Annotated in this window: 25 protein-coding genes; 15 read left to right on the top strand and 10 right to left on the bottom strand. The window is 63.2% G+C overall.

What is annotated here, in order from left to right; genetic code table 11:
* Window positions 1–83: 83 nt before the first annotated feature.
* The 8 genes from ACFHWW_RS31815 to ACFHWW_RS31780 all read right to left on the bottom strand — a co-directional run bounded on the left by ACFHWW_RS31815 (window position 84) and on the right by ACFHWW_RS31780 (window position 7738).
* Window positions 84–1433 carry a BatD family protein gene (locus ACFHWW_RS31815; protein WP_379943257.1) on the bottom strand — a complete coding sequence of 450 codons (1350 nt, stop codon included), beginning with the start codon at window positions 1431–1433 and terminating at the stop codon, window positions 84–86.
* Entirely contained in the window at window positions 1430–2998 is a 1569-nt protein-coding gene (locus tag ACFHWW_RS31810; protein ID WP_379943255.1) for a VWA domain-containing protein, read from the bottom strand. Before ACFHWW_RS31810 ends, ACFHWW_RS31815 begins: the two co-directional genes overlap by 4 nt.
* On the bottom strand, window positions 2995–3999 hold the full coding sequence (locus tag ACFHWW_RS31805; RefSeq protein ID WP_379943253.1) for a vWA domain-containing protein: 1005 nt from the start codon (window positions 3997–3999) through the stop codon (window positions 2995–2997). Before ACFHWW_RS31805 ends, ACFHWW_RS31810 begins: the two co-directional genes overlap by 4 nt.
* Window positions 3986–4507, bottom strand: coding sequence for a DUF4381 domain-containing protein (locus ACFHWW_RS31800; protein WP_379943251.1), 522 nt, complete (start codon window positions 4505–4507; stop codon window positions 3986–3988). Before ACFHWW_RS31800 ends, ACFHWW_RS31805 begins: the two co-directional genes overlap by 14 nt.
* Window positions 4508–5503 (bottom strand): DUF58 domain-containing protein, encoded by a 996-nt coding sequence (locus ACFHWW_RS31795; protein WP_379943249.1) that lies wholly within the window; start codon window positions 5501–5503, stop codon window positions 4508–4510. It abuts the gene before it with no gap.
* 15 nt (window positions 5504–5518) lie between these two features.
* The gene (locus ACFHWW_RS31790) at window positions 5519–6490 is read right to left on the bottom strand and encodes an AAA family ATPase (protein WP_379943247.1); all 972 of its coding nucleotides are present in this window, start codon (window positions 6488–6490) and stop codon (window positions 5519–5521) included.
* Window positions 6491–6573: 83 nt separating this feature from the next.
* Window positions 6574–6768, bottom strand: coding sequence for a hypothetical protein (locus ACFHWW_RS31785; RefSeq protein ID WP_379943245.1), 195 nt, complete (start codon window positions 6766–6768; stop codon window positions 6574–6576).
* 136 nt (window positions 6769–6904) lie between these two features.
* A complete protein-coding gene (locus ACFHWW_RS31780) occupies window positions 6905–7738 on the bottom strand; it encodes a hypothetical protein (protein WP_379943243.1) in 834 nt (277 codons plus the stop codon).
* Here ACFHWW_RS31780 and ACFHWW_RS31775 point away from each other — a divergent pair.
* From ACFHWW_RS31775 to ACFHWW_RS31760, 4 genes are all read left to right on the top strand, one after another.
* Window positions 7725–8222: a hypothetical protein gene (locus ACFHWW_RS31775; protein ID WP_379943241.1), complete on the top strand. Its 498-nt coding sequence runs from the start codon at window positions 7725–7727 to the stop codon at window positions 8220–8222. The two genes, ACFHWW_RS31780 and ACFHWW_RS31775, sit on opposite strands and share 14 nt — an antisense overlap.
* Window positions 8223–8460: 238 nt before the next feature.
* A complete protein-coding gene (locus ACFHWW_RS31770) occupies window positions 8461–10254 on the top strand; it encodes an ATP-binding protein (protein ID WP_379943284.1) in 1794 nt (597 codons plus the stop codon).
* A 9-nt stretch (window positions 10255–10263) separates the two neighbouring features.
* Window positions 10264–10923 carry a response regulator transcription factor gene (locus ACFHWW_RS31765; protein WP_379943239.1) on the top strand — a complete coding sequence of 220 codons (660 nt, stop codon included), beginning with the start codon at window positions 10264–10266 and terminating at the stop codon, window positions 10921–10923.
* Between the two features lie 14 nt (window positions 10924–10937).
* On the top strand, window positions 10938–11339 hold the full coding sequence (locus tag ACFHWW_RS31760; protein WP_324764220.1) for a response regulator: 402 nt from the start codon (window positions 10938–10940) through the stop codon (window positions 11337–11339).
* A gap of 81 nt (window positions 11340–11420) precedes the next feature.
* Here ACFHWW_RS31760 and ACFHWW_RS31755 read toward each other — a convergent pair whose 3' ends face one another.
* Complete coding sequence (locus ACFHWW_RS31755) at window positions 11421–12422, bottom strand: HAD family hydrolase (protein WP_379943237.1); 1002 nt, start codon at window positions 12420–12422, stop codon at window positions 11421–11423.
* Between the two features lie 422 nt (window positions 12423–12844).
* On the opposite strand from ACFHWW_RS31755, the gene ACFHWW_RS31750 reads away from it, so the two are divergent.
* The 6 genes from ACFHWW_RS31750 to ACFHWW_RS31725 all read left to right on the top strand — a co-directional run bounded on the left by ACFHWW_RS31750 (window position 12845) and on the right by ACFHWW_RS31725 (window position 19681).
* Entirely contained in the window at window positions 12845–13618 is a 774-nt protein-coding gene (locus ACFHWW_RS31750; protein ID WP_245425181.1) for a transporter, read from the top strand.
* A gap of 135 nt (window positions 13619–13753) precedes the next feature.
* Complete coding sequence (locus ACFHWW_RS31745) at window positions 13754–15136, top strand: DUF3300 domain-containing protein (protein ID WP_379943235.1); 1383 nt, start codon at window positions 13754–13756, stop codon at window positions 15134–15136.
* A gap of 18 nt (window positions 15137–15154) precedes the next feature.
* Window positions 15155–16120: a DUF2950 family protein gene (locus ACFHWW_RS31740; RefSeq protein WP_379943233.1), complete on the top strand. Its 966-nt coding sequence runs from the start codon at window positions 15155–15157 to the stop codon at window positions 16118–16120.
* A gap of 227 nt (window positions 16121–16347) precedes the next feature.
* Complete coding sequence (locus ACFHWW_RS31735) at window positions 16348–17307, top strand: formylglycine-generating enzyme family protein (protein WP_379943231.1); 960 nt, start codon at window positions 16348–16350, stop codon at window positions 17305–17307.
* A 147-nt stretch (window positions 17308–17454) separates the two neighbouring features.
* Window positions 17455–18723, top strand: a complete 1269-nt coding sequence (locus tag ACFHWW_RS31730; protein ID WP_379943229.1) for an alpha/beta hydrolase — start codon at window positions 17455–17457, stop codon at window positions 18721–18723.
* A 169-nt stretch (window positions 18724–18892) separates the two neighbouring features.
* Window positions 18893–19681, top strand: a complete 789-nt coding sequence (locus tag ACFHWW_RS31725; RefSeq protein ID WP_379943227.1) for a hypothetical protein — start codon at window positions 18893–18895, stop codon at window positions 19679–19681.
* A gap of 98 nt (window positions 19682–19779) precedes the next feature.
* Here ACFHWW_RS31725 and ACFHWW_RS31720 read toward each other — a convergent pair whose 3' ends face one another.
* Window positions 19780–20373, bottom strand: a complete 594-nt coding sequence (locus tag ACFHWW_RS31720) for a TetR/AcrR family transcriptional regulator (protein ID WP_379943225.1) — start codon at window positions 20371–20373, stop codon at window positions 19780–19782.
* Between the two features lie 115 nt (window positions 20374–20488).
* Between ACFHWW_RS31720 and ACFHWW_RS31715 the strand changes: the two genes are divergently transcribed.
* The 5 genes from ACFHWW_RS31715 (at window position 20489) to ACFHWW_RS31695 (ending at window position 22927) form a co-directional block, all read left to right on the top strand.
* Complete coding sequence (locus ACFHWW_RS31715) at window positions 20489–21706, top strand: MFS transporter (protein WP_379943223.1); 1218 nt, start codon at window positions 20489–20491, stop codon at window positions 21704–21706.
* A 70-nt stretch (window positions 21707–21776) separates the two neighbouring features.
* On the top strand, window positions 21777–22274 hold the full coding sequence (locus tag ACFHWW_RS31710; protein ID WP_379943221.1) for a hypothetical protein: 498 nt from the start codon (window positions 21777–21779) through the stop codon (window positions 22272–22274).
* A 68-nt stretch (window positions 22275–22342) separates the two neighbouring features.
* A complete protein-coding gene (locus ACFHWW_RS31705) occupies window positions 22343–22522 on the top strand; it encodes a hypothetical protein (protein WP_379943219.1) in 180 nt (59 codons plus the stop codon).
* A 10-nt stretch (window positions 22523–22532) separates the two neighbouring features.
* Complete coding sequence (locus tag ACFHWW_RS31700) at window positions 22533–22730, top strand: hypothetical protein (RefSeq protein ID WP_379943217.1); 198 nt, start codon at window positions 22533–22535, stop codon at window positions 22728–22730.
* Window positions 22731–22780: 50 nt separating this feature from the next.
* Window positions 22781–22927, top strand: a complete 147-nt coding sequence (locus ACFHWW_RS31695; protein ID WP_100672421.1) for a hypothetical protein — start codon at window positions 22781–22783, stop codon at window positions 22925–22927.
* The last annotated feature ends 529 nt before the right edge of the window (window positions 22928–23456 follow it).

Below are 23456 nucleotides of genomic sequence, written 5' to 3'. Positions count from 1 at the left end.
CTCGAATCCCTTCCGGCATAGTAGCACGCCTGCACATCGCACCGACGCATCGATAGAGACGACCCGGTTTCGCATTCTTCGTATCAGGGCATGGTCGGGTTGAGTGGGTGCAAGGCGGGCTCGCGGCGTCGGGGCGCCTTCTCTCCTTGAGTCAGCCAGATCTTCCGTGCCTTTTTCAGCCCCGGAAGGAGCAGGTCTCCGCGCACCGGCGGGGAAGATGCCTTCGCAAGGCCGTAAAGCGCTCCCTGCCGGGTCCGGTAGACCTGCTGCGTTTCGGCGTCGGCAAATCGGTCGAGCCAGAATTCGAGCGGCATCACTCCCGCCTTGCGAGACCAAGCGTTGAGCGCGCGCGCGATGGCCTCGTCCGAGCCGCTCCTGCAGGCCTGCTCCAGCTGACGGAAAAATGCCGGCTCCGATTGCCGCTCTTTCGAGCGGCGTTCCTGCCACCATGCTTCCAGCCGGCTCAGTCCGTTGGCCGAAGCCCAAAGGACGAGGGCAGTGAGCAACACGCCACCGCCGATCACAGCCAGCCGCAGCCAGTCGAAGGGCGGGCGTTGCGGCTCGGCCGCCGGAGGCGCGATGGCCGGGGAGTGGGAGGCCGCGGCTGCGACGGTCACGCCTACGGCGGGTGCGCTTGCCGATTCCGTCGCCGCGGAGGCCGGGTCGAACCAGCTCAGGGCCACCGCGGGCAGGACATAGGTGCCGGGCTCCCGGAAGAGATAGCTTGCAACATCCTTGCGGATACCCGCAATTGACTGGCCGTTGCGGTCCGTTTCTTCCGAAAGTGCGGGATCCTGCCGGTAGAGGCGTACCCCGTCCGGGGCTGAAAAATCCGGCTCGGGGATCATCATGGCGCGAAGGCCTACGGCGCGCACGGCGATCGTCCGGACCAGTGTGTCTCCCGCCTTCAAAGCTGCCGGATCCCGATCGAGCTCCTGGCTGATGCTGACCTTTGCGGCGACCACACCGGGACGTTCTCCGGCATTCGCGGGTGCTTCCCGAACGGTGAAGCGAAGCGGTGGAAGCGTAACTTCGCCGCGAGTGGCCTGAGGGGGTACTGCCGCATAGCCGAAAGTGATCACGGCAGGAGGCAGGGTGAAATCGCCCGGCGATTGAGCCGTGACGATATAGGTGCGGCGAATGCCCGAGTAAGCCGTCCCGTCGATCGTTTCGTTGAGGTTGAGCGCCCGCCCGTCATCAAGCGTCACCATCGCGCCCGGCAGGTCGATCGCGGGGAATTGCGGTGGCTGCAGGAAGTAATTCGGGACAAGCACGTCGACGTCTATGAGAATTTGCTGACCGGCATAGAGCGTTCCCTCCGACTGCAATGCGGCCCGGGCGAGCGGATCGGCGGACAGGGCCGGACCGGCGGCAGCGACCCAGCAGAACAGCGCTGCAACGAGCCGGCACAAACGGGACGCTGGGGTCATCATTGTCGGTCCCCTTCCGATGCCTCGATCGCGAACTTGCGTGCGAGAAGTGCGGCCGGCGAAACCTGGATGTTGCGCATCCACATCTCCGCCGTCTGCGCGCCGGCCTGGACCTGACCTTTCTTGCCGTGCTTGGCCTTGTCGTCGAACTGTACGTCGTCCGGGTCCAGTCCGGCGGCCTCCTGCTGCTTCTCCTCTTCCTGCTTGTCCTTCTCCTTCTTGCGCCGTTGCGCAAGCGCCAGATTGGTCTTTGCCTCGGTCCAACCGCCGCGCTGCTTGAGAGCCTGCTGGTAGGCGGCGATCGCTTCGTCGGGTTTGTCCAGATGCATCAGGGCGTTGCCTTGATTGAAATAGCTCTCCGGTGCCGTGGATTGGGCAAAGGCGTCGATCGCGTCCTGATAACGGCCGGCACGATAGAGCGAAACACCGCGCCATTGCGGCTCGGCGAAGAGTTCTGCCGCGGCGGCATAGTTGCCGCGGGAGAAAGCGCGCTGTCCCTGCTGGTCGGGCGTCAGCCACAGGTCCACGAAATCCGCCGCCTCCCCCCGCCCGGACATGGCGAACGACAGGAGCACCACGACGGCCCCGAGCCAACGGACGCTCTGACCCCGGCGGAAGGTGAACACGACCAGGATCGCGACCGCGATGGTCAGGTACCAGCCCATATCGCGCCAACGGGTAAGACCCTCCTCCGTTCTTTGTGCGAAGGACGTCTGTATGCGCCGGACGATCCAGTCGACGTCGCCATCATCCAGGGTGACCGTCGCCACCTGCGCAGAGGAGGCCGACTGGAGTTCCTTCAAAGCGTCGACATCGAGCCGTGCCTGAACGCGGGCGCCACTGCCGTCCGTCAGATATTCTCCGCTGCCGATTTTCACCGGGCCGCCTTCTTCGGTGCCGATGCCCAGCACGATCAGGTCGTTGCGGCCCGTATATTGCGAGAAAGCGGCAAATGCGCCCTGCTCGACGCCATCGGTCAGAAACAGGATCGTGCCCGGCGCCGGCTCGGCGGCCAGGGCCGCCTCGGCGGCTTCGAGCGCCATGGCGGTGTCCTTGCCTTCGACGGGCATGAGGGCTGGCGACAGGGCTGCGAGATAGGTGGCGATAAGCGACGCGTCCTCGGTCAGGGGCAGCACCATGTGGGCCGAGCCGGCATAGGCGAACAATGCCGTCCGGGCGCCTTTCCGTCTGGCCATGATGTCGCGCACCTTGAGCTTAGCGCGCTCCAGCCGCGTCGGCGAGATGTCGGTCGCATTCATCGTCCGGCCCAGATCGACCGCGATCGCGAGCGGCGCCGTGTCTTCGACGAAGGGCGGACGCTCGCGTTCCCATGTCGGGCCTGCCGCGGCAAGGCCCGAGAGGGCAATCAGGCCGGCCACCAGATAGACGGGCCGGAACGTGCGCGCCTGGCCACGGTCGACGAGGAGGTGATCGAGCAGATTGGGCGCGATCAGGTGCTTCCAGCGGGAGCGCATATCCGGTTGCCGGCGCATGAGCCATACGAGCAGTCCTGCCGCCAGGACTGCAAGCAGCCACCACGGGCGAAGGAAGTGGAAATCGGCGATCATGCTTCTGCCTCGCTGTTACGCCTGCGGGCGGCGCGGATCGACAGCAGCCACATCAAGCCGTGATAGCCGAGCACGAGGAGAACGGCGGCACCCAGCGGGTGGTGGAACAGCTCGATGCGTGGCCGCCAGCTCAGCGTCTTCTGGTTCGCCGGCGTGATGCTGTCGAGCAGAGCGTAGATATCTGCAAGCGCCTGCTGGTCCTGGCCGAAGAAATATCGCCCTCCGGTCGCAGAGGCGATCTTCTGCAGAACTGCCGTGTCGAGCTTCTCCTCTCCTTTGGCATTTGGATCGCCGATGCCGATCGCATGGATGCGGATCTTGTTCTGATGCGCGATCTCGGCTGCCTTGTCGGGGGGCATCTTGCTTGCGGTGTCGTTGCCGTCGGTCAGGACCACCAGCACCTTGTCGGGCGCCCGGCTCTCCTCGAACAGCTTGATCGACAGCCCGATCGCGTCGCCCAGCGCGGTTCGCGGGCCGGCCATTCCGGGCAAGGCGCCTGTCAGCATGGATCGGACGGTCGTATGATCCATGGTGAAGGGAACGAGCGGGTAGGGAGCGTCGCCGAAGGCGATCAAGCCCAGCCGATCATGCGGGCGGCGCTCGACGAAGTCCGCCACCACGGCCTTTACCGCATCGACTCGCGCCTCGAGATTACCCTGCGGATCGCTGAAGTCGCGCGTGTCCATCGATTGGGAAAGGTCGAGGGCGAGCATGAGATCGCGCTGCGGCTCGGTCTTCTCGATCGGCGGCTCGACGAATTGCGGGCGGGCGAGCGCCGTCAGTACCAGAACCCAGCAGATCGGTGCGATGATCTTCTGGAGCAGGTTGGCACGCGGCACGACCGAGCCTTCCGTCGGGCCGATGCCTGCGGCCCTGGTGATGTCCTCGAAGAAGGGAATGCGCACCGCCGGCGTCTGCTCCCGGTATGGCGGCAGCAGCCACCAGACGAGAAGGGGCGCGGGCAGGAGCACGAAGACCCAGGGATGGTCAAGGACGTACATCGTGGGCCTCGATCCATTGGCGTGCCGCCGCGAGGCTCCGACGCGTCGTAGCCTCGTCCGTCGAGGCTAGCGCCGACGGGCGGTATTCGCTCTCGGCGAAGAAACGATAGGCTTCGTCATTTAGCCCCGCCGTGCCGGCATGTGCGCGGAGGAAATCGGACCAGCCTTCACCACTGAGGGAGGCGACCGTTTCCCTCTGCCAGGCCGCGAGCGCAGTGCGCTTGAGAAGCGCGGGCAGGCTCTGCAAGGCGTGTCTGCGCCCGGCCGGCGTGTCGATGGCCTTCTCCAGATAGGAGAGTTCCGCGAGCGCTTCCCGGCGATAACGGTTCCGTGCGCGTCGGCGCAGCCAGCGCCAGAGGAGCGCGGCGAGGACGAGCGCCACCGCCGTGATGAGCGCCGCCCAGCCCCAGGTGGCCGGCATCATCGATACGTGCGGCGGCAAGGCGATATCGGCCATCTGCCGCAAGGTGGCGTCGAGCATCGGATCGGGCGCGGGGGCCGGGTCCATCTACCGCCTCCTTTGCCGCCAGGCAAGTTGGCCGAGGAGCGTGCGCAATTGCGGTGCCACTTCTTCGGCCGCGGAGACAGGCAGCATGGGCAGCCCCATCTCCTCCTGCCAAGAAAGCAGTTCGCGGCCCCTGTTGCGCGCAAAACTGTCTACCGCATCGCGAACATTGCCGCGGCCGAACTGCAACTCGGCCTGGAGCGCGCCGCCGCTCACGACCATTTCGCCCTGGCGCGGCAGGTCGAGGAGGAAAGGATCGTAGACGAGGACGGCAATGACGTCGTTTGCGACGGACATTCGCAAGAGAAGATCGCGTGTCTCCGGCCCATGCCCGTCGAAATCACTGACGACGATGATCAGATGGTCGTGCCGGGCGAGGGCTGCGACGCTGCCGAGAACGGCATTCAGTTGACCGGGCGACCTCTCGATGTCGGAATCTGCGCTGAGCGCATTGTTCTGGATCGAAATCGTTTCGGCGAAACGGATGACGGCCCCGCGGCTCCGGTGCGGCCGGATGGCTTCCTGCTTCACGTCGTTGAAGACCACGCCGCCGACGCGATCGCCGAGCGTCATCACGCGCCAGGCGCATAGCGCCGCAACCTCGGCGGCGGCTACCGATTTCATCGACCGGCGGCTTCCGAAGAACATGTTGGTGCGCTGGTCGACGACGATGAGGGCGGGGCGGTCCTTCTCTTCGTTATAGACGCGCACGAATGGCTGCCCGGTGCGGGCAGTGACGCGCCAGTCGATCGTTCGGACATCGTCCCCCGGCATATAGGTTCGAAGTTCCTCGAAGCTCAGGCCACGACCGCGCATGCGCGATTCATGGCGCCCGGCGAGGAAGCGGCGAACGGGGGCCTTGCGCAGGAACGTCAGGTCGGTGGCGATCGATTCCAGCGCCACGAGATTGTCGACGGAAACGTAGGCGCCATCCGTATCGCCTGCGGCCCGGCGTACGATCTCCTTCGTTCTTCCGAATGCGGGCAGAGAAATTGCCATCGCAAGTCCTCCCGATCAGGCGGTTGCCACTTTCTCCACGATCCGGTCGACGGCCTGATCCGCGGTGATCCCGCCGGCATGTGCCTCGTAGGAGAGCACGAGCCTGTGGCGGAATACGTCGTGGACGATCGCCTGGACGTCGTCCGGCGTCACGAAATCGCGACTCTTCAACCAGGCGCGAGCACGCGAAACCTTGTCGAGCCCGATTACGCCTCGCGGACTGGCGCCGACCTGGATCCATTTGGCGAGCTCCGGATCGATCTTGTCAGGATAGCGCGTCGCCATGGCGAGCGCGACGATATAGTCCTCGACCGCCTTGGAGACGGCAACCTCCGATATTTCGCTGCGCGCGGCGAGCACCACCTCGGCGGCGAGCTTCTGCGCCTCTGTGCTCCTGGCGTGCGGCGCCTTTTCCTCGGAACGGACGAGCTCCATGATTGCGACTTCCGAATTCGCATCCGGATAGTCGACGCGGACATGCATCAGGAACCGGTCGAGCTGAGCCTCGGGCAGAGGATAGGTGCCCTCCTGCTCGATCGGATTCTGCGTTGCCATGACCAGGAAGAGGGCCGGCAGCGGGTGGCTCTGGCCGCCGACCGTGACCTGCCGTTCCTCCATCGCCTCCAGTAGCGCCGACTGCACCTTTGCCGGCGCGCGGTTGATCTCGTCGGCGAGGATCAGATTGGCGAAGACCGGCCCCTGCTGGAACTTGAACTCGCCCTTGCCGCCTTCGCTGAAATAGACTTCGGAGCCGGTAATGTCGGAGGGCAGCAGGTCGGGGGTGAACTGGATGCGCGAAAGGCTGGCCTCGAGGTTCTTGGCGAGGCTCATGATCGCCCTGGTCTTGGCAAGCCCGGGCAGGCCCTCCACAAGAAGGTGGCCGTTGCCGAGCAGGCCGAGCAGAAGACGCTCGATCATGGCTTCCTGGCCGATGATCGATTGCCCGATCCTTTTGCCGAGTGCCTGAATATCTTCCCGGTTTCCCATCGCGTTCCCCTCTGTCCATTCGCGTACGCATGTTACGCATTCGAGCATTTCGTTTTCGGTGCACGGCGGCGTGCACGTGAAGGCTACATCAATACGCGCCAAGCTTCCCTGGCACGCGTTAACTTGCCAGCATCGTGGCGACCACCACAGGCCCCATGAGCGGCAGCAATACGTTCGAGATTTCCGAACTGGAACTTGCCGATCCAGTATCCGCCCGCCAGCGCCGGAAAAAGCGCCATTTCGGGCGACTGATGCAGAAGGGACTGGATGAATGTCACTGATGCCGCCATCGGAAACGGTAAAAATACGAATGTGCATGCAATGAATGGGCGGCAATTTATATGGGCGGCACACTCAAAACTGCCGGGATTGGCTCGGCTCGGCGCCCGGAACCTTGAGACCACTCCGCCTCCTTCAAAGGAGGAGCAGCTTCTTCATCACTGAGAAAACCTCCTTGTAGGGTAGTTTCGTCGCGCCGGCGACGGCAAAGGGAATGAGCGCTGCTGCAGCCACCGGCACCACCGCCGCCCGGCTGACCAGCACCGTCTTCAGCTTCTGCGTCGCATCGAACAGCTTGCTCGGATCTGCAATCTCGTCTGCCGGCTCTGGCGTAGGGTCCTCGAAGATGTTGCGGCCAACCGCATTGCGTTCGGCGGCCCGGTGGTAGCGTGTCGCTTGGGCGCCGAGCAATGCCAGGCCGTCTTGCTTCAGGCGGGAGAGCGGAGGCGTGAAGGCCGAAAGCGGATAGGCGAAAAAGGCGATGACGATTGCGAGCCAGCCGGTCATGACCATGCTGAACGTCGTCATGGAGAGACCCTCCTGGAGGAGGTTCTTTGCAATTGCGGCCGCAATTGCCGAACTCATTCCGAAGACGAAGAAGACGTAGGCGTTCGGGTATCGGGCGATGAAGGCCAATCCGCCCTTTCCGTCCGGATGGGTCGCCACCAGCCGAAGGTCGAGCCCGGCGATACGGCGCAAAAGGTGCGCCCAGACGAGGTGCCGCCACATGCCCCTGAGAAAGAGAAAGACGAAGAGGGGAAGGCTGACGCAGATCGACCACCAGCCGGCCGCAGAAATCCTGTTGCCTTCGGGCCGGTGCTCGACCGCCCAGGAGGAAACGTCGACCGTATGGAAGTTGAGGTAGGAAAGGGCTGCGGCGAAGATTGCGACCACGAGACATACGAGTTCCGCACGTCGCGAGTCGCGTTGACGCAGCGCCTCCGAGAGTTCGCGCGTGGCCTGGGCCATCGCGGTCGGCGCGATTATCGGGAGCACGCACGAACTGCGCCAGCCGAGCCCTGAGACCCCGTTCGACCTGCTGCTCCGCCAGAACGAAGGAGCCGATGCCGATGAAGAATTTCGCCCATACTCCGGGATCGGCGAGATAGGCGTTGTGGCTGTGGTCAAGGGAGAAGCTGCGCGGAATGCCGAGCAGGAAAGGCACGCCCCAGGCCAGTGCAACGAAGAGAACGGCTCTCGTTCCCGCCCGAAGCGTGTTTTCCCGCAGCAGCCTCAGCTGCGCCTGCAACTCGAAAAAGGGTCCGCCATGCGATGCGCGAAAATTGGCGAGGCCGGCAGATGGGGAGTTCCCTACCGCGTCATTATCCGCCGACGGATGTGCAGCACCGTTCACGCTCATGACCACCATAGTTCATCGCTCAAAAACGGGACCGGCACTCGCATATGCCGACGAGCCCGTAATTTATCCATCAGCGATTTTCGGGATGAGTGATAGATGGACCAAGGGCCAACTCGGGTCCGCCGGTTTTTCCGGCTGCCGGCGGTGGCTCAAATACCCCCAAAACTTCATGGCTTGCAATTGAGTCAAGCAGGCCGCACAACGGTAAATAGTCATCAGCTTGACATGATTGTTTGGCTTTATTCTATCGGCCGGTTGGCGGAAGCATGGAGTACGGCCGGGGGGCACAGTGCTGCGACTTCGACCGCGAGCGGTCATTCTTAGTTTGTTTGTGCTGTTGGCGATGGCTTTTGGTGGCCGTGCCGATCATCCCAAGCGCGTGCTGCTGGTCTATGAAAGCGAAAGTACGCTCCTTGCCGCCGAGCAGATCGCCTCGGGCTTCCACGAGTATATGGAAGCGAACGCGCCGGAACACATCGAATACTATACGGAATATCTCGACACTCTTCGCTTTTCGACGGCGGAGCACCGAGTCCGGCTTGCAAGTTTTCTGGAGGCTAAATACCGGCCGTTGGACCTGGATGTCGTGGTGGCCGCGGGCCCCGGAGCGCTGCGGTTCGTCGTGGAGACTCGTGAGCGTTTCGCCAGGAACGTCCCCGTCGTCTTCGGTGCGGTCACGGAGAGTTCCGCGGCCGCCGGGAGCCTTCCCGCCGACGTCAAGGGCGTGATCAGCCGATTCGATCTGGCCAAGACCGTTCAGCTGGCCAGTCGTCTTCAGCCGCAGGCGCGCAAACTGACGGTAATGTACGGCTCGGCGCCGTTCGACCGGCGATGGGGCGACACCGCGTTCGCCGTGCTGGGGAAGCGTTACGCCGGCCTCGACGTCGAATATGTCTCCGGTCTCTCGCTCGACGGCTTCCGGAGCACGGCCGCCGGCCTTTCCTCCGACACGGCACTCGTCATACTCACCGTCTTTGAGGATGCCGAGGGCACGAAATTCGTCCCTCGCGACGCGGCAGCCGCGATAACGGAAGCATCGAATGCGCCCGTCTACTCAGTCTATGGTTCCTATTTCGGCCCGAAAGTCGTGGGCGGTCACGTGGGCACGTTCCAGTCCACCGGAGCGCAGATGGCGGCGCTTTCGCTCGACATCGTACGCGGTGATCATTCGGCGCCCCAGACCACCCCCGCACGGGAGGCGGCGGTCGTCGATTGGGGCGCAGTCCAGCACTGGGGGATCGACGATGTTCTGATACCCGACGGCGCAGAAATCGTGGGCTTCGAGCCAAGCGCCTGGGAGCGCTACCGCATACCCATCAGCGCGGCACTCCTGGTGATGGCGGCGCAAATGCTGACGATCGCCGCGCTCGTCTATCAGAACCAGCGGGGTCGGAGGCTCGAGGCGACGCTCGCCTCCGAACGTATCGAGCTTGCACACCTTTCCAGACGGTCGCAACTCGGAGAGCTCTCCGGTGCCTTCGCGCATGAACTGACACAACCGCTGACCTCCATTCTCGCCAACGCCGAGGCGGGACAGAAGATCGCCAGCGAGCAGGCCCCGGACATGGAAGAAATCCGTGCGATCTTCGATGATATCGTCGCAGACGACAGACGGGCCTCCTCGGTGATTTCGCAGTTGCGCAGCATGATGCTGAAGGGCGAGGCCTCACAGGAAATCCTCGACCTCAATGAGGCGGTACGCCAGACCGTCGCTCTGGCGCGCGCAGAGATGGTCGCGCGCCGCACCGAGGTGGAGGTCCAGGATGAATGGGCGAGCGTGCGCGTCAAGGCCAACCTCGTTCAGCTTCAACAGGTGATCCTGAACCTGCTCGTGAATGCGGCGGATGCGATGGCCGACATCCCGCCAAAGCAACGGCGGGTTGAAATAGCGGTTGCGAAAGGCAAGAATGGGTATTGTGAATTGTCCGTCGAGGACATGGGACCCGGCATTCCCGCTGAGATGCGCAGCGAGGTGTTCAAGCCGTTTGTGAGCTCGAAGAAGGGCGGTCTCGGTCTCGGCCTCGCCATCTGCCGGAGCATCGTCGAGGCGCAGGGCGGGAAGTTGTTCTTCGACGATGCCGTGAAGCGGGGAGCGCGGGCCGTGGTCATTCTGCCGTCAGCCTAGAGGTGTCTTATGGGGGAAAACGCCGGAAAAGTACTGCTGCTGGACGACGACGAATCCGTGCTGCGGTCTCTGAGGAGGCTGCTTTCGGCTTCGGGTTACCTTGTGGCGGTGTACCGGGATGCCCGCGCGTTCCTGGCATCCGAGGATCTCCACACGGCCGATTGCGTCATACTGGATCTGAGCCTGCCGGACTCCGACGGTTTTCGCGTGCAGGAGGCACTCGCAGCGGCTGGCGGAAGCCAGTCCATCGTTTTCCTGACGGGCAGGGGGGATATCCCGGCAAGTGTGCGTGCGATGAAGGCGGGTGCCGTCGACTTCCTGACGAAGCCCGTCGAGGCGGAGACGCTGCTGGCTGCCGTAAACGTGGCGCGTCAGCGCGCACGCTCCTGGCGTGAGACGGAAGAGAAGAAGGCGAGCGTGGTGAGGCGGCTCGAAAGCCTGACCGCCCGGGAAACGCAGGTCATGCATCTTGTCGTGGCCGGCCTTCTCAACAAGCAGATAGCGGCCGATCTCGGGACGGTCGAAAAGACCATCAAGGTTCACCGGGGCCGCATGATGGCGAAACTGGGCGTACGAACGGTCGCCGACCTTGTTCGCCTGGTTGCTGTTGCAGACCCTCCTGCCGGGGGCATTGGTCCCAAGTCCAACTACGATCGGCCAGGGCCTTGATATATGAATGATGGATGAGCGAGGGTCAGCGTATCATTGCCATTGTCGATGACGACGAGCTGGTTCGTCGCGCGCTTTGTCGACTCGTGCTGTCGCTGTCCTTCAAGCCGGTGGCGTTCGCCTCGGGCGAAATGTTCCTCGAAGAACTCGAAGAGGCCAAACCGTCCTGCGTACTCCTTGATTTTCACATGCCGAACATGAATGGGCTCGACATATTGCACGAGCTCAGGGGAAGGCAGCCAAGGCTTGCCGTAATCGTCATAAGCGGCGCGGATGAAGAGGGGGTGCGTGAGAGCTGCATGCGCGCTGGCGCTGCGGGTTTCCTCAACAAGCCGCTCTCCCGCGCCTCGCTGTCAGCGGCCATCGATGGCCTGCGAGACGATCGGCGCCCGATATCGGCGCCGCGCTCCCGATAGACCCGGTGAACGGAATGGGTGTTTTCCCTCCGGAAGTGCATTTTCCATGAGAGACGCTCCGCCTTCCGGGTTATCGCTCACTCACTCCGGGTAAACGACCTTCCAGTCATTCTTGATGCTCACGATCGTCCAGCCGCGTGCAGACGCCTCGTCGAGGCCGCGTGCGAGGCGGCCGAAATGGGAGTCGCGATCATAGGCGTTTTCGCGCTGCGCGTCGTCGTGGTGAACGATCAGGCCAAAGCTGCGTCCGCGGCCGGCGGTTGTCCATTCCAGCATCTCGAAGTCGCCGTCGGAATTTCCAAAAGCGGCGATCGGCCGTCGACCGATGAACTTGTGGATGCCGACGGGCTTGCCCGGACCGTCGTCAATGAAGTCGATTTCGGGCAGACGCGTGATCGCCGGATGGCCGTCCCGCAGTTCGTACTTGGTCTTGATGCTGGAGCCGACGACGTTTTCCGGAGGGATCCCGTATACGCGTTCAGTCCACGGGCGCATGAACTCCACCCCGCCACCCGAGACGATGAAGACTGCGAACTGGTTCGCCTTCAGATAGTCGATCAGTTCGACCATCGGCTGAAAGATGTGTGCGGTATAGGGTTTGCCCGATGTCGGATGCCGAGAGCTTTCGATCCAATCGGAGACGATCTTCTCGAATTCCTCGGCGGACATGCCGGCGTGGGTTGCGGCGACGAGTTCCAGCAGTCCACGCTCGCCGCTCGCCGCGACTCCGGCCATGTCCCCCGAGAGCACCGATTTGAACGGTTCCGTCGTCTGCCATTTCGGGTGCTGCGGCGCCAGCTGCCTGACGCGGTCGAGCGCGAAAGCGAGCTGCACATACATGGGCTGTTCGCCCCAGAGCGTCCCGTCATTGTCGAACACTGCAATGCGGGCCGCAGGCTCGACGAAATCGGGGCTGCCTTTCGTCGTCGTCGCTGCCACGAACTCCAGGATACGCGCCTTTGCGTCACCCTCGGCCCATGAGGGCAAGGTCTCGGTTCCTTCGGCCAGTGCATGACGAACCGAGGAGCTCGCGGCTGTGAAAGCAACGATTTTCAAGGCCGAGCGGCGGCTGATCTCGAACATGATCTATCTTCCTGAACTGACGTTGACGATGAACGAACGCCCTGGGCGACGAGGACGTCGAGGCTTCCGAATGTACGCGCCGGCATGCCGGCCGCGGATCGAAAGCAGTGGCAAAAGGCATTCCATCGCAGACGCACGCCGACAATATCATTCGGCTGTTTGCGGAGCAGCGATAGTTGGACCAAAGGCCAACTTGCCGCTGTTCAATTCGCCACGTATCCGCAAGTAATGCCAGTGGTGCAACTACTTTCCACGTTAGCGTTCTACCAAGGGAAGTCCGGTAGTTATTCTTGCAATCGGACCGACGTGCAGGCAGGGAGACATCTTGGATGACGCTCGACAGAAAACGATCCGAAGGAGCAGGTCGGGTGCGTAGGGCAGGAACATCGGCGCCGACCTTCCCGCATGCAGCGGCGCTTGCCATTGCTGTCGCGGCGGGTTGCGGCGTTGCCCAGGCACAGGATTCCTCCGGCGCCGACCTCGCCAAGCAGCTGTCGAACCCAATCGCCTCGCTCATCAGCGTGCCGTTCCAACTGAACTACGACCGTGGTTTCGGACCGGATGACGGGCACCGGGTCACCTTGAACGTGCAGCCGGTGATACCGATCAGCCTCAATGAAGACTGGAACCTGATCTCGCGAACGATCTTGCCGATCATCTCTCAGGACGACATTGCCGGGCCTTCCGGCGATCAGTTCGGCCTGGGCGATACCGTGCAGAGCTTTTTCTTCTCGCCCAAGGAGCCGACGGCGGGCGGGATCATCTGGGGTGTCGGTCCCGTCTTTCTCATCCCGACAGCCACGGACGATCTGCTCGGCAGCGAGAAATGGGGCATCGGACCGACGGCCGTCGTCTTGAAGCAGGACGGCCCCTGGACCTATGGCGCTCTGGCAAATCACATCTGGTCCTTCGCAGGCAATGACGACAGGGCCGATGTCAACTCGACCTTCCTGCAGCCCTTCGTCTCCTACACGACACCGGACGCCTGGACATTCGCGCTCAACACCGAAAGCACCTATGACTGGGAAAGCGACGAGTGGTCCGTCCCGGTCAACTTCCAGGTGTCCAAGCTGGTCAAGTTCGGCGAGCAGCCGGTGAGCATTACTGCCGGCGCCCGTTACTGGGCGGCCGCACCGGACAACGGGCCGCAGGGCTGGGGCGCACGCCTCGCCGTCACCTTCCTTTTCCCGAAGTGAGGTGGGCCCGCGAAGAGCCTTCGGAGCGCTTCGCAACGAGTTCAGCGGCGCCATGGCGGGCCCGCAAAGCATGAGAGAGAGGTCGAGCTGACGCTCGAGACCGTAAGCTGAAGTGCAAACGCAGGGAGTGAGGCTATGCCGACTGAGTTGCTCAGACTGATCGCCCGTCCGATCGGTGTCGCGGGGCTCGCAATTTTGGTGGCTGCGGGTCCGGCCCTGGTTCCCCGAGGTCTTGCTCAGCAGGCCGCGCAGGCTCAGGCGGGCGAGGCGAGCGATGATCAACCCGCTCTCCTGACCGAGGAAGAGCTCGAAACCATGGTCGCGCGCATCGCGCTCTATCCGGACGAGCTCGTCGCGCTGGTCAGCTCCGCTTCGCTCTTTCCGCTGCAGATCGTGGAGGCGGCGCGGTTCCTCGAAGAGAAGAAGACGAACAAGGAGCTGCAGCCGAAGGAGAGCTGGGACGACAGCGTGATATCGCTTCTCAACTATCCCGAGATCGTCAAGATGATGAGCGACGATCTAGACTGGACGCAGGCGCTCGGCAGCGCGCTCGCCTACCAGCAGAAAGACGTTCTGATCGCGGTCCAGACTCTGCGCGACAAGGCGGTGGCGGACGGCGTCATCAAGACCGACGACAAGGTGAAGGTCGTCAACAAAGGCGACAACATCGTCATCCAGGCGGCGGATCCGGAAAAGATCTACGTCCCGAGATACGAGCCGGAAATGCTCTACGAGCCGGGCTACGCGCCGGCGCCAATCGCCTATTATCCCGATCCCTATCCGAGCTATTACTACCCGACAGCCCCCTATTTTGCCGCCGCGATCACCGGGGCTGCGATATGGGCGGCGGCCGTCGACTGGGACGACTGGGGCGTCTGGGGCGGGCATTGGAACGGCGACGTCGACATCGACTGCGACAATTGCTTCAACGACATCGATATCGACCGCGACAAATTCAAGATGAACGATGTCGACTGGAAGAATGTCGACCGATCCAAGATCAAGTTCGACAAGAATCAGTTTGCCAATATCGATCGCGACAAGTTTACGAACGACTTCAAGGCAAACCGCGACAACAACATCGCCAACCGGGCGAAGGACGTGCGCCGCGACCGAGGCGAAATCGCTCGCAGACCGAGCAAGGTTTCCGTCGACGACATCCGCAAGAGCAAGGTCGATGCGAACCGCGTTCGGGCCGAACGGGAGCGGGCGGGCAATGCCCAGCGTCGTGTGGACGCACCGCGCCCCGATGGCGGGGCTGCGGCGAACCGCGCCCGTGCAAGCACAGGCAAGGCCGCAGGCGCACGGTCGAACGTCCACCGCAAGGCGCATGCACCGAAACCGGGTGCACACAACGTGCGACATTCCTCCGGCGGCAAGCACTCGGCGCTCGGCAAGGTCGGTAAAAAGCGGCAAACCCACATGTCGTCCAGCCGCGGCCACCATTCCATGGGCGGCGGTCATCGTGGCGGCGGTGGGCACAAGATGGTGAAGCGTGGCGGCGGACGCCGGCGGTAATCAGATCGGGAGGCTAGGATGACCAAATCCATTCGTGACGGGATCGCTCTCTCGCTCTTCGGGATGATCCTCCTCGGCGGCACGGCGCTCGCTCCGGCAGTCCTGGCCCAGGAAGCCGGTGAGGATACGCCGCTTGCAGACTATGCGGCGGCAGAAGATCCGCCCGTTTTCGACACGCCGGAACTGGCGGTCGAGGCTTTCAAGACGACCGTCACCGGCGGCGATTTCGACAAGCTCGCAGTGCTGGTCGGGCTGGACCCGGCCAAGACAAGGTCGAGCGAAGGAGTGATGGAGACCTATGCCGACATACAGGAAGGCGTGAATGAGAAGGTCGTCGTCGAGGAAGTGGAGGGTCGCAAGGTCCTCGAGATCGGCGACGAGCTGTGGCCGTTTCCCTTCCCCATCTCGAAGGGGGACGACGGCAAATGGGCCTTCGACACCTTTGTCGGACTGGAGGAGATCGCCAACCGGCGGGTCGGTGACAACGAACTGGCGACGTTAGCCACCATGCGCGCCTATGTCGGAGCGCAGGAGGAGTATGCCCTCGGCGACCACGACGGCGACGGCGTCCTGGAATACGCGCAGAAACTGATCAGCGACGAGGGTACGCAGAACGGCCTCTATTGGCCTGCGGAGAAGTTCGAAGGCGAGGACAGCCCTGCAGCCGCGGCTCTTGTAGAGGGCGATGCCGTGGAACGGGCGAAGGCCGGCCAGGGCTATCAAGGTTATCGCTACCGTATCCTGACAAGTCAGGGCGACAACATCGCGGGCGGCAAGTTCGACTTTGTCATCAACGGCAACATGATCGCCGGCTTCGGCCTGGTGGCCTGGCCGGTGACATACGGCGTCTCGGGGGTGAAGACTTTCGTGGTCAACCGCAACGGTATCGTCTACGAAGCGGATCTCGGGGAAGAAACCGAGAAGACTGCCGCCGGCATCCGCACATTCAACCCGGGCGACGCTTGGGCGATCGCCGAAGACTGAGGGCGCGAACCCCGGTGCGCCGGGCTTGCCGGAACGGCGCCGCAGAAGCCGTGTGATGCGAAGGGGTGCGATGCGTCGGCAACAGCAAGGAATTTTATGCCGCCTGCAGCCCTTCCATCGAAAGGCGAATGCGGACAATATCGCGGGCTTGGTCCAAGATGCTCTGAATGAATTGGGCTGCTAGCCGTCGGCGGAAGATCCAGGAACCGGTTTCAGTGAGAATGCCAATGAAGTCGTCTTTGCACACCGCGGCCGAACTTCAACCCGCGGCGGAAATGGTCTGGATTTCCGGTGCGACCTTCATGATGGGGTCGAACGACCATTATCCCGAGGAAGCGCCAGTGCACCCGGTGACGGTCGACGGGTTCTGGATGGACGAGACGCCGGTCACGAACCGTCAGTTCCTGGAGTTCGTCAATGCGACCGGACATGTGACCTTCGCAGAAAAGCGGCCGCGCGCAGAAGACTATCCCGGCGCCCCGCCGTCCAATCTGAGAGCAGGCTCGCTCGTCTTCACGCCGCCGAAACGCCCGCTGAGGGGAAGCGACATATCGCAATGGTGGATATTCACCCTCGGCGCCAACTGGCGGCACCCGCTCGGGCGCAAGAGCAGCATCGGAGCGATTCTGGACCACCCGGTCGTCCATGTCTCCTATGAGGATGCAAAGGCCTATGCCGCATGGGCCGGCAAGGAATTGCCGACCGAGGCCGAATGGGAACTCGCGGCGCGCGGCGGTCTCGATCAGGCCGAGTTTGCCTGGGGGGACGAGTTCGCCCCGGGCGGAAATCACATGGCCAATACCTGGCAGGGCAGCTTCCCGGTGGAGAATTCGCTGGAGGACGGCTTCGCGCGCACGTCGCCGGTGAGGTTCTACCCGGCGAACGGCTGCGGGCTCTACGACATGATCGGCAATGTCTGGGAGTGGACCACGGACTACTGGTCCATGCGCCACCCGGAGGCGGCTGCGAAGCCGTGCTGCATTCCGAGTAATCCGCGCAATGGGGATGTGCAGGCCAGCATCGATCCCGCGGCAAGAGTGAAGGTTCCGCGCCGCGTCCTCAAGGGGGGATCGCATCTCTGCGCGCCCAACTATTGCCGGCGGTATCGTCCCGCAGCCCGGCACGCTCAGGAGACGGACACGACGACCAGCCATGTCGGTTTTCGTTGTGTCAGGCGCGTCCGCTGAGATGGGTGACCGGTCATCCGGGCCGGCGGGGATGCGCAGTTTGAATGGGATCGTTACACGGGTTTCAATCTCGCCGTGTAAGGGTCTAAGTTGCAGGTCGAATGTGAGGGGCGGCGCGACGGCGCCCGGAGTTTGTGAGGCGTTGTTTTGCTGAGTGTAGGTTCGTGCGGAGGGCGGCTCCGTGTTGCGAAAGCCGGGGGCGCGGCTCTGTCGGGGTTTGTCGCGCTCGCCCTTCTGGCCGGCTGCGGAGGTCACCCGAAAGGCGTGATGACTCCGGTGGCTCTGGCGCAGCCATCTACGACGTCTCAGGTCGACATGCTGGTGGCCACGACCCGCGAGCCCTCGGGAGACCCGGCGACCCTGTTTTCGGGTGAGCGCAGTGCGACGCTTTCGATGACCGACGTGGCGGTATCGATCCCGCCGGACTCGCGCCGCAAGCCGGGCACGGTGCAGTGGCCGCGCAAGCTGCCGCCCAACCCGGAGACGGATTTCGCCGTGACGCGGGTGCGCGAACTGGCTTCGGATGACGAGGCGCGCAGCTGGTTCCAGATGCACAATCAGGGCGGCCACGTGCTTCTCTTCGTTCACGGCTTCAACAATCGTTACGAAGATGCGGTCTTCCGGCTGGCGCAGATCGTGCACGATTCCGGTGCGCATGCGACGCCGATCCTGTTTACCTGGCCGTCACGGGCGCGCGTGTTCGACTATAATTACGACAAGGAGAGCACCAACTACTCACGCACGGCGCTCGAAGATACGCTGCGCACGCTTGCGAATTCTCCGCATGTGAAGGACGTCACCATCCTCGCCCATTCCATGGGAACCTGGCTGACGATGGAAGCGCTGCGCCAGATGGGAATTCGTGACGGAAAGATCGCGCCGAAGATCGAGAACGTGATCCTCGCTTCGCCCGATATCGACCTCGACGTCTTCGCCAAGCAATGGGTCGACATGGGCAAGGCACGGCCGAAGTTCACGGTCTTCGTTTCACAGGACGACCGCGCGCTGGCGGTCTCGCGCCTGATCTCCGGCGACGTGTCGCGGCTCGGCGCGATCGACCCGACTGCCGAACCCTACCGTACCCAACTGGAACATGCCGGGATCACCGCAATCGACCTGACCAAGGTCGAGACGGAGGACGGCCTGCATCACGGCAAGTTCGCCGAAAGTCCTGAAATCGTGCAGTTGATCGGGCAGCGGATCATCAAGGGCCAGACGCTGACCGATTCCGAAATCACTCTGGGCGACGGAATCACCGCCGTCGTCGCCGGCACCGCCAAGAATGTCGGGAACGTTGCGGCCGCCACGATTTCCGCGCCGGTCAATATCATCGAACAGAGCGGGACGCGCCGCAAGAAGGTCAACCTCGAGGAGACGCTGACAAGCGCCGAGACAAGCGAAAACCCGACCCAGTGACTTAGCCAGGGACTTAGAAGGTCTCCCGGCCAATTATGCCATGATTTTTGTGCGGACTGCCTAGATTCAGAGAGTTGTGGCGTTTTGGTATTTCACTGAATCGCTTAAGGATTGAAAGACTTTGTCGAGCCGCGGCCGATCGTGACGGCGGGCAATATCGGAGGATGTGATGACATCTCGTTTAATAGCGACTTTGGCTTCCATCGGAACCTGCCTGCTTCCCGGCGCTGCCACGGCGGCGGACATCTATTCTCCGGTGGCACCGGAAACCCAGCAGGTCACCACGGAGAGCGGCTGGACGTTTTCCTTCGCGCCCTACTTCTGGGCGGCGGGGCTTTCGGGCGATATCGAGCAGTTCGGGGCTTCCGTGGACGTCGACGCCAGTTTCAGTGATGTCTTCGACCACCTGGATTTCGCTGCGATGGCGATCGCCGAAGCGCGCAACGGGCCCTACAGCATCTTCGGGGACGCGATGTACATCAAGCTTTCCGGCCAGGGCGGCACGCCGAGGGGCTTTTTCGCAGAGGATGTCGAGCTTTCGACGGAGACCTTCGCCGGCACACTTGGCGCCGGTTACGCGATCTATGAGGACAGCGCCGCACGGCTCGATGTCGTCGGAGGCTTGCGTGTGTGGTCCGTCAAGAGCGAGCTCTCCTTCCAAGGGGGCCTTCTCGACGGTGAGTCGAGGACCGACGATGCGACCTGGGTGGACGGAATCGCCGGCTTTCGCGGCACCTATTCGTTTACGCCCGAGATCTACATGACTGGTTGGGGCCTTGTCGGCGCCGGTGGCGCGGATCTCGACTGGGATGTCGCCGCGGCTATCGGTTACCGCTTCAGCGATACCGTTTCGGCGCTTGCCGGTTACCGCGCGCTGGGTGTCGACTACAGCAATGACGGATTCGTCTTCGACGTCGTCGAGCAGGGGCCGATCCTCGGGCTCGTGGTGCGCTTTTAGAGCACATCCAGGAAAAGTGTGTAACGGTTTTCTGTCCGAAAGTGCGTTCGATCAAATGCTCTAGAAGGTTCCGGCTCTTCGCTGGAACACTGACGCGGCTAGCCCTTTCCGGTCCTCAGGCCTTCGAGCAGCGCCCGAAAGCCTTCGACGGCCTTTTTCGACGTTTCCTGCGGGTCGGCGGAATTGGCGATCCATAGCGCTGCATGGCTGCTCGCTCCGTTGATAAGACGGGCTGCAGCTTCCGTGTCGACGTCGATGATCGCCCCTTCGGCCTTGAGGCGAGACAGGCTTCCCGCCAGCGCCGCTATGCAGCCTTCGTTCATGGGCCATTGCGATATATCGCCGAGCACCGCGGGTCCGTCACGGAACATGATGCGCTGAATTTCCGGTTCGAGAGCCATGCGGATATAGGCTACGCACTCATCGACAAATCCTTGCCAGCGCGTCGGTGCTTCCGAAGAGACCTTGTTCAGGCGCGCCGTCATCTCGGCGTCGATCTCCCGGATCACCGCCTGCAGCAGCCCCTTTTTGTCACCGAAATGATGGTAGAGCGCACCGCGGGTCAAACCGGCCTCGGCGGTGAAATCGTCCATCGACGAGTCCGCATAGCCGATGGTGCCGAAGGAATGCCTGGCGGCCGCGATCAGCTTTGCGCGGGTCTCGGCGATCATTTCCTTTCGCGGTCTGTTCATGTCGTCTCCCATTTCGCATACGCCTCGTATTTTATTTGACATACGCCGCGTATGCAACTAACTAGATAACATACGCGGCGTATGTCATCTAGCACCATCTTCCAAGGAGCGTCTCATGTCCAATCCCTATGGGAAAATTTTCAGGGCGCCGGGAGCCAAGGGCTTTTCGGCAGCAGGCTTCTTCGCACGACTGCCGATTGCGATGGCACCGATCGGAATCGTCGCAATGCTGTCGCAGACCCATGGCGAATACTGGCTGGCAGGCGCGGTTTCGGCTACCTTCGCCCTCACCAATGCGCTTGTCGCGCCCCAGATATCGCGGCTCGTCGACCGGGTCGGCCAGACCGCCGTGGTCGTTCCCACGACGATCGTTTCAGTCGCCGCATTCCTGGCGCTGATCATCGCTGCCAACCGGGACTGGCCCGCATGGACTTTGTTCGCGTCTTCCTTCTTCGCCGCCACGATGCCCAGCATGCCCGCCTTGGTCCGCGCCCGCTGGACCGAGATCTTCCGCAATCAACCCGAGCTGAACACAGCCTTCGCCTTCGAATCGTCGGCAGACGAGCTTGTCTATATCTCCGGCGCCTCGCTCTCGGTCGGCCTCGCCGTCGCTCTGTTTCCGGAAGCCGGCATGCTGACGAGCACGATATTCCTCGCGCTCGGGACGGCGGCTTTCATCCTGCAGCGCTCGACCGAGCCGAAGGTGCGCCGTTTGGAGGCCGGCATCTCGCAGGCCTCGGCAATCCGTCAGCGTCCCGTGCAGATCATCACGCTTGCCCTGATTTTCGTCGGTTCGATTTTCGCCACGGCGGAAGTCAGTGCGGTCGCGATCACCAAGGAGCTCGGAGAGCCGCAGGCGGCCAGCCTCGTCATCGGCGTCTATGCGGTCGGCTCCTTCCTGGTGGGCCTGGCGCTCGGTGCGCTGAACCCCGCCATGCCCCTGCACAGGCAGCTCCTGATCGCCGTGAGCGTCATCGCCATAACGTCGGTGCCTCTTCTCTTTGCGGACACCGTGCCGCTCCTCGCCTTGGCGGTTTTCGCCAGCGGCATCGCGATTTCGCCCACCTTCATCACGGCATTCGGGCTGATCGAGCGGCGCGTACCCGAGTCGATGCTGACGGAGGGCGTTACCTGGGTGATGACCGGCATCGGCATAGGCATGGCCTTGGGCGCGTTCGTCTCCGGCTGGGTCGTCGACAATTTCGGCGCGCAGAACGGTTTCTGGGTGTCCGTGGCCGCCGGGGTGGCGACCGTCGTGACGATAGCGGCCGGCCAGCGCAGCCTTGCGGGCGGCGGAGCGCTCGCGGCAGCGGTTCCGCAGCCGGCAGAGTAGAGCACCGCCTTCTGGCCGGAGGCAGGCCGCCGGTTCATCCGTCGGCCTGTCACGATTACGGGAGAGATGGATGGCACGAGGATCACTCATAGCCGCCAGCGGATTATGCGCCGGACTCGCCGCCCTCGCGGCGCTGGCGGTTTCGGCGGAGCGCCGGAACAGGAGCCCGTGGCGGCCGATCAACGCGACGAGCCACTGGATACACGGCCCGCGCTCGGGGTCGGTATCGCGTCCCGATCTCGCCCACACCGGCACCGGCTTTACAACGCACATGCTCGCCTCGTTCTGGTGGGCACTCCCGTTCTCGGCAATGATCGGGCGCAGCGCGCGGCCTTCGCCCTCGCGGGTCGTCGCCGCAGCGGCAGGCACTACCGCTCTTGCAGCCCTCGTCGATTACGGTCTGGTCCCCAAGCGCCTCACGCCCGGCTGGGAGCTCGCTTTGCCGAAATCGGACCTGATGACGGCCTATGTCGCCATGGGTCTCGGCCTTGTCCTGGGAACATACCTGCATGCCGCAGCCGCCGGCACGGTCCTGCCTTTCGACGACCAGGAACAACGCCCTTCCTGACAGGTTAGGGCCGCATACCCGCAAGACGCAGGCGCTAAAGATGCCACGGCACAGTGAGGAGGTCTCGAATGAGCAGCCGACCACCACCCATCCCGTCGGACAACCGCAGCCACAAGGGAGCCGGAGAGCCTCGAACCGTATCCGCCGGGGCGAAGAAGCCCGACCTCGCAGAAAATCCGGAGAAGAAGGGGCAGCAGGGCAACACCAAGGTCGATACGACCCATCAGGGCTATCAGCAGGACAGATGAGGCAGAGCGCATGTCCACTTCCAAGAAGACACCCGCAAGTATCCGCCAGGGCGGTCCCGGCGCCTCCCACGAAAATGCGAAAGCCCCGCTCGAAATAGAGAAGCCGCCGGCCGAGTCCGAGCGCCGGACGCGCAGCAAGGTTTCCGGAGGCGGAGGCGAGCACGACCGCCACCACAGCCACGATTGGCGCCGTAAGGGCGGACACTGATCGGGCAACACCCCGTAATCCTATGGCCGCAGGATGAACAAATCCGTCGCATGGACGTTCTGCTTGACCCGCAACGGGTGGAGGAGTTCGCCATGCGACGCGGTCTGCGCCATCACCCTACGATCGACCTGATCGTGTTCATCGCCGCCCTCGGCCTGGTTTCCGCCATCATGATCGCGTCCCTGTTCTTCGGTTAGCCCGCGCGCGCGGACGCGCAGGCCGTTCCGCTTCGCGAATCACCCGATGCATCGCGCCGCCTCGAAGCGGAGCCTGGGCCGGTTGCGGCGCCACCGGAGCGGGCGTAATGCGTCGCAGACCGAAAGACCAATAATCATCAACGATTTCCGCATCATGGGGAGTGATGCCGATCAGCCTGTGCGTGTCGTGGCGGCGCCAATGCGCAACTCTTATTTGCCTATAAGGAATGTTTCGTCGCCAACTTTCAAGGTTCGAGCCGGCCGAGTTCCCGCCTGCTGCTGGCGCTGGGTGCCGCCTTGGGGCGGCACGGCAGCCGACACGCTTTTAGGCATCCAGACCTACCAGCTTGGTAACGGCCAGGGCCATGCGATGCTCCTTCCCACAGGAACCGCATCCTGCGTGGCGATATCTTCAACCGCGATCGCGCAATGAACATCGGCGGTGCCTTCCAGGCGGCGGCGCTGCGGAGGAGGCATTTTCCGCAGCGCTCGGCGGCGCCCCTGGGGAGGGGGAGAGAGCGAGGGACGC

The organism is Sinorhizobium sp. P24N7 (assembly GCF_042436655.1).
Taxonomy (GTDB): domain Bacteria; phylum Pseudomonadota; class Alphaproteobacteria; order Rhizobiales; family Rhizobiaceae; genus Sinorhizobium; species Sinorhizobium meliloti_A.
Note: the sequence above shows the minus strand (reverse complement) of the source record. Positions and strands in the feature narration are given on the sequence as shown.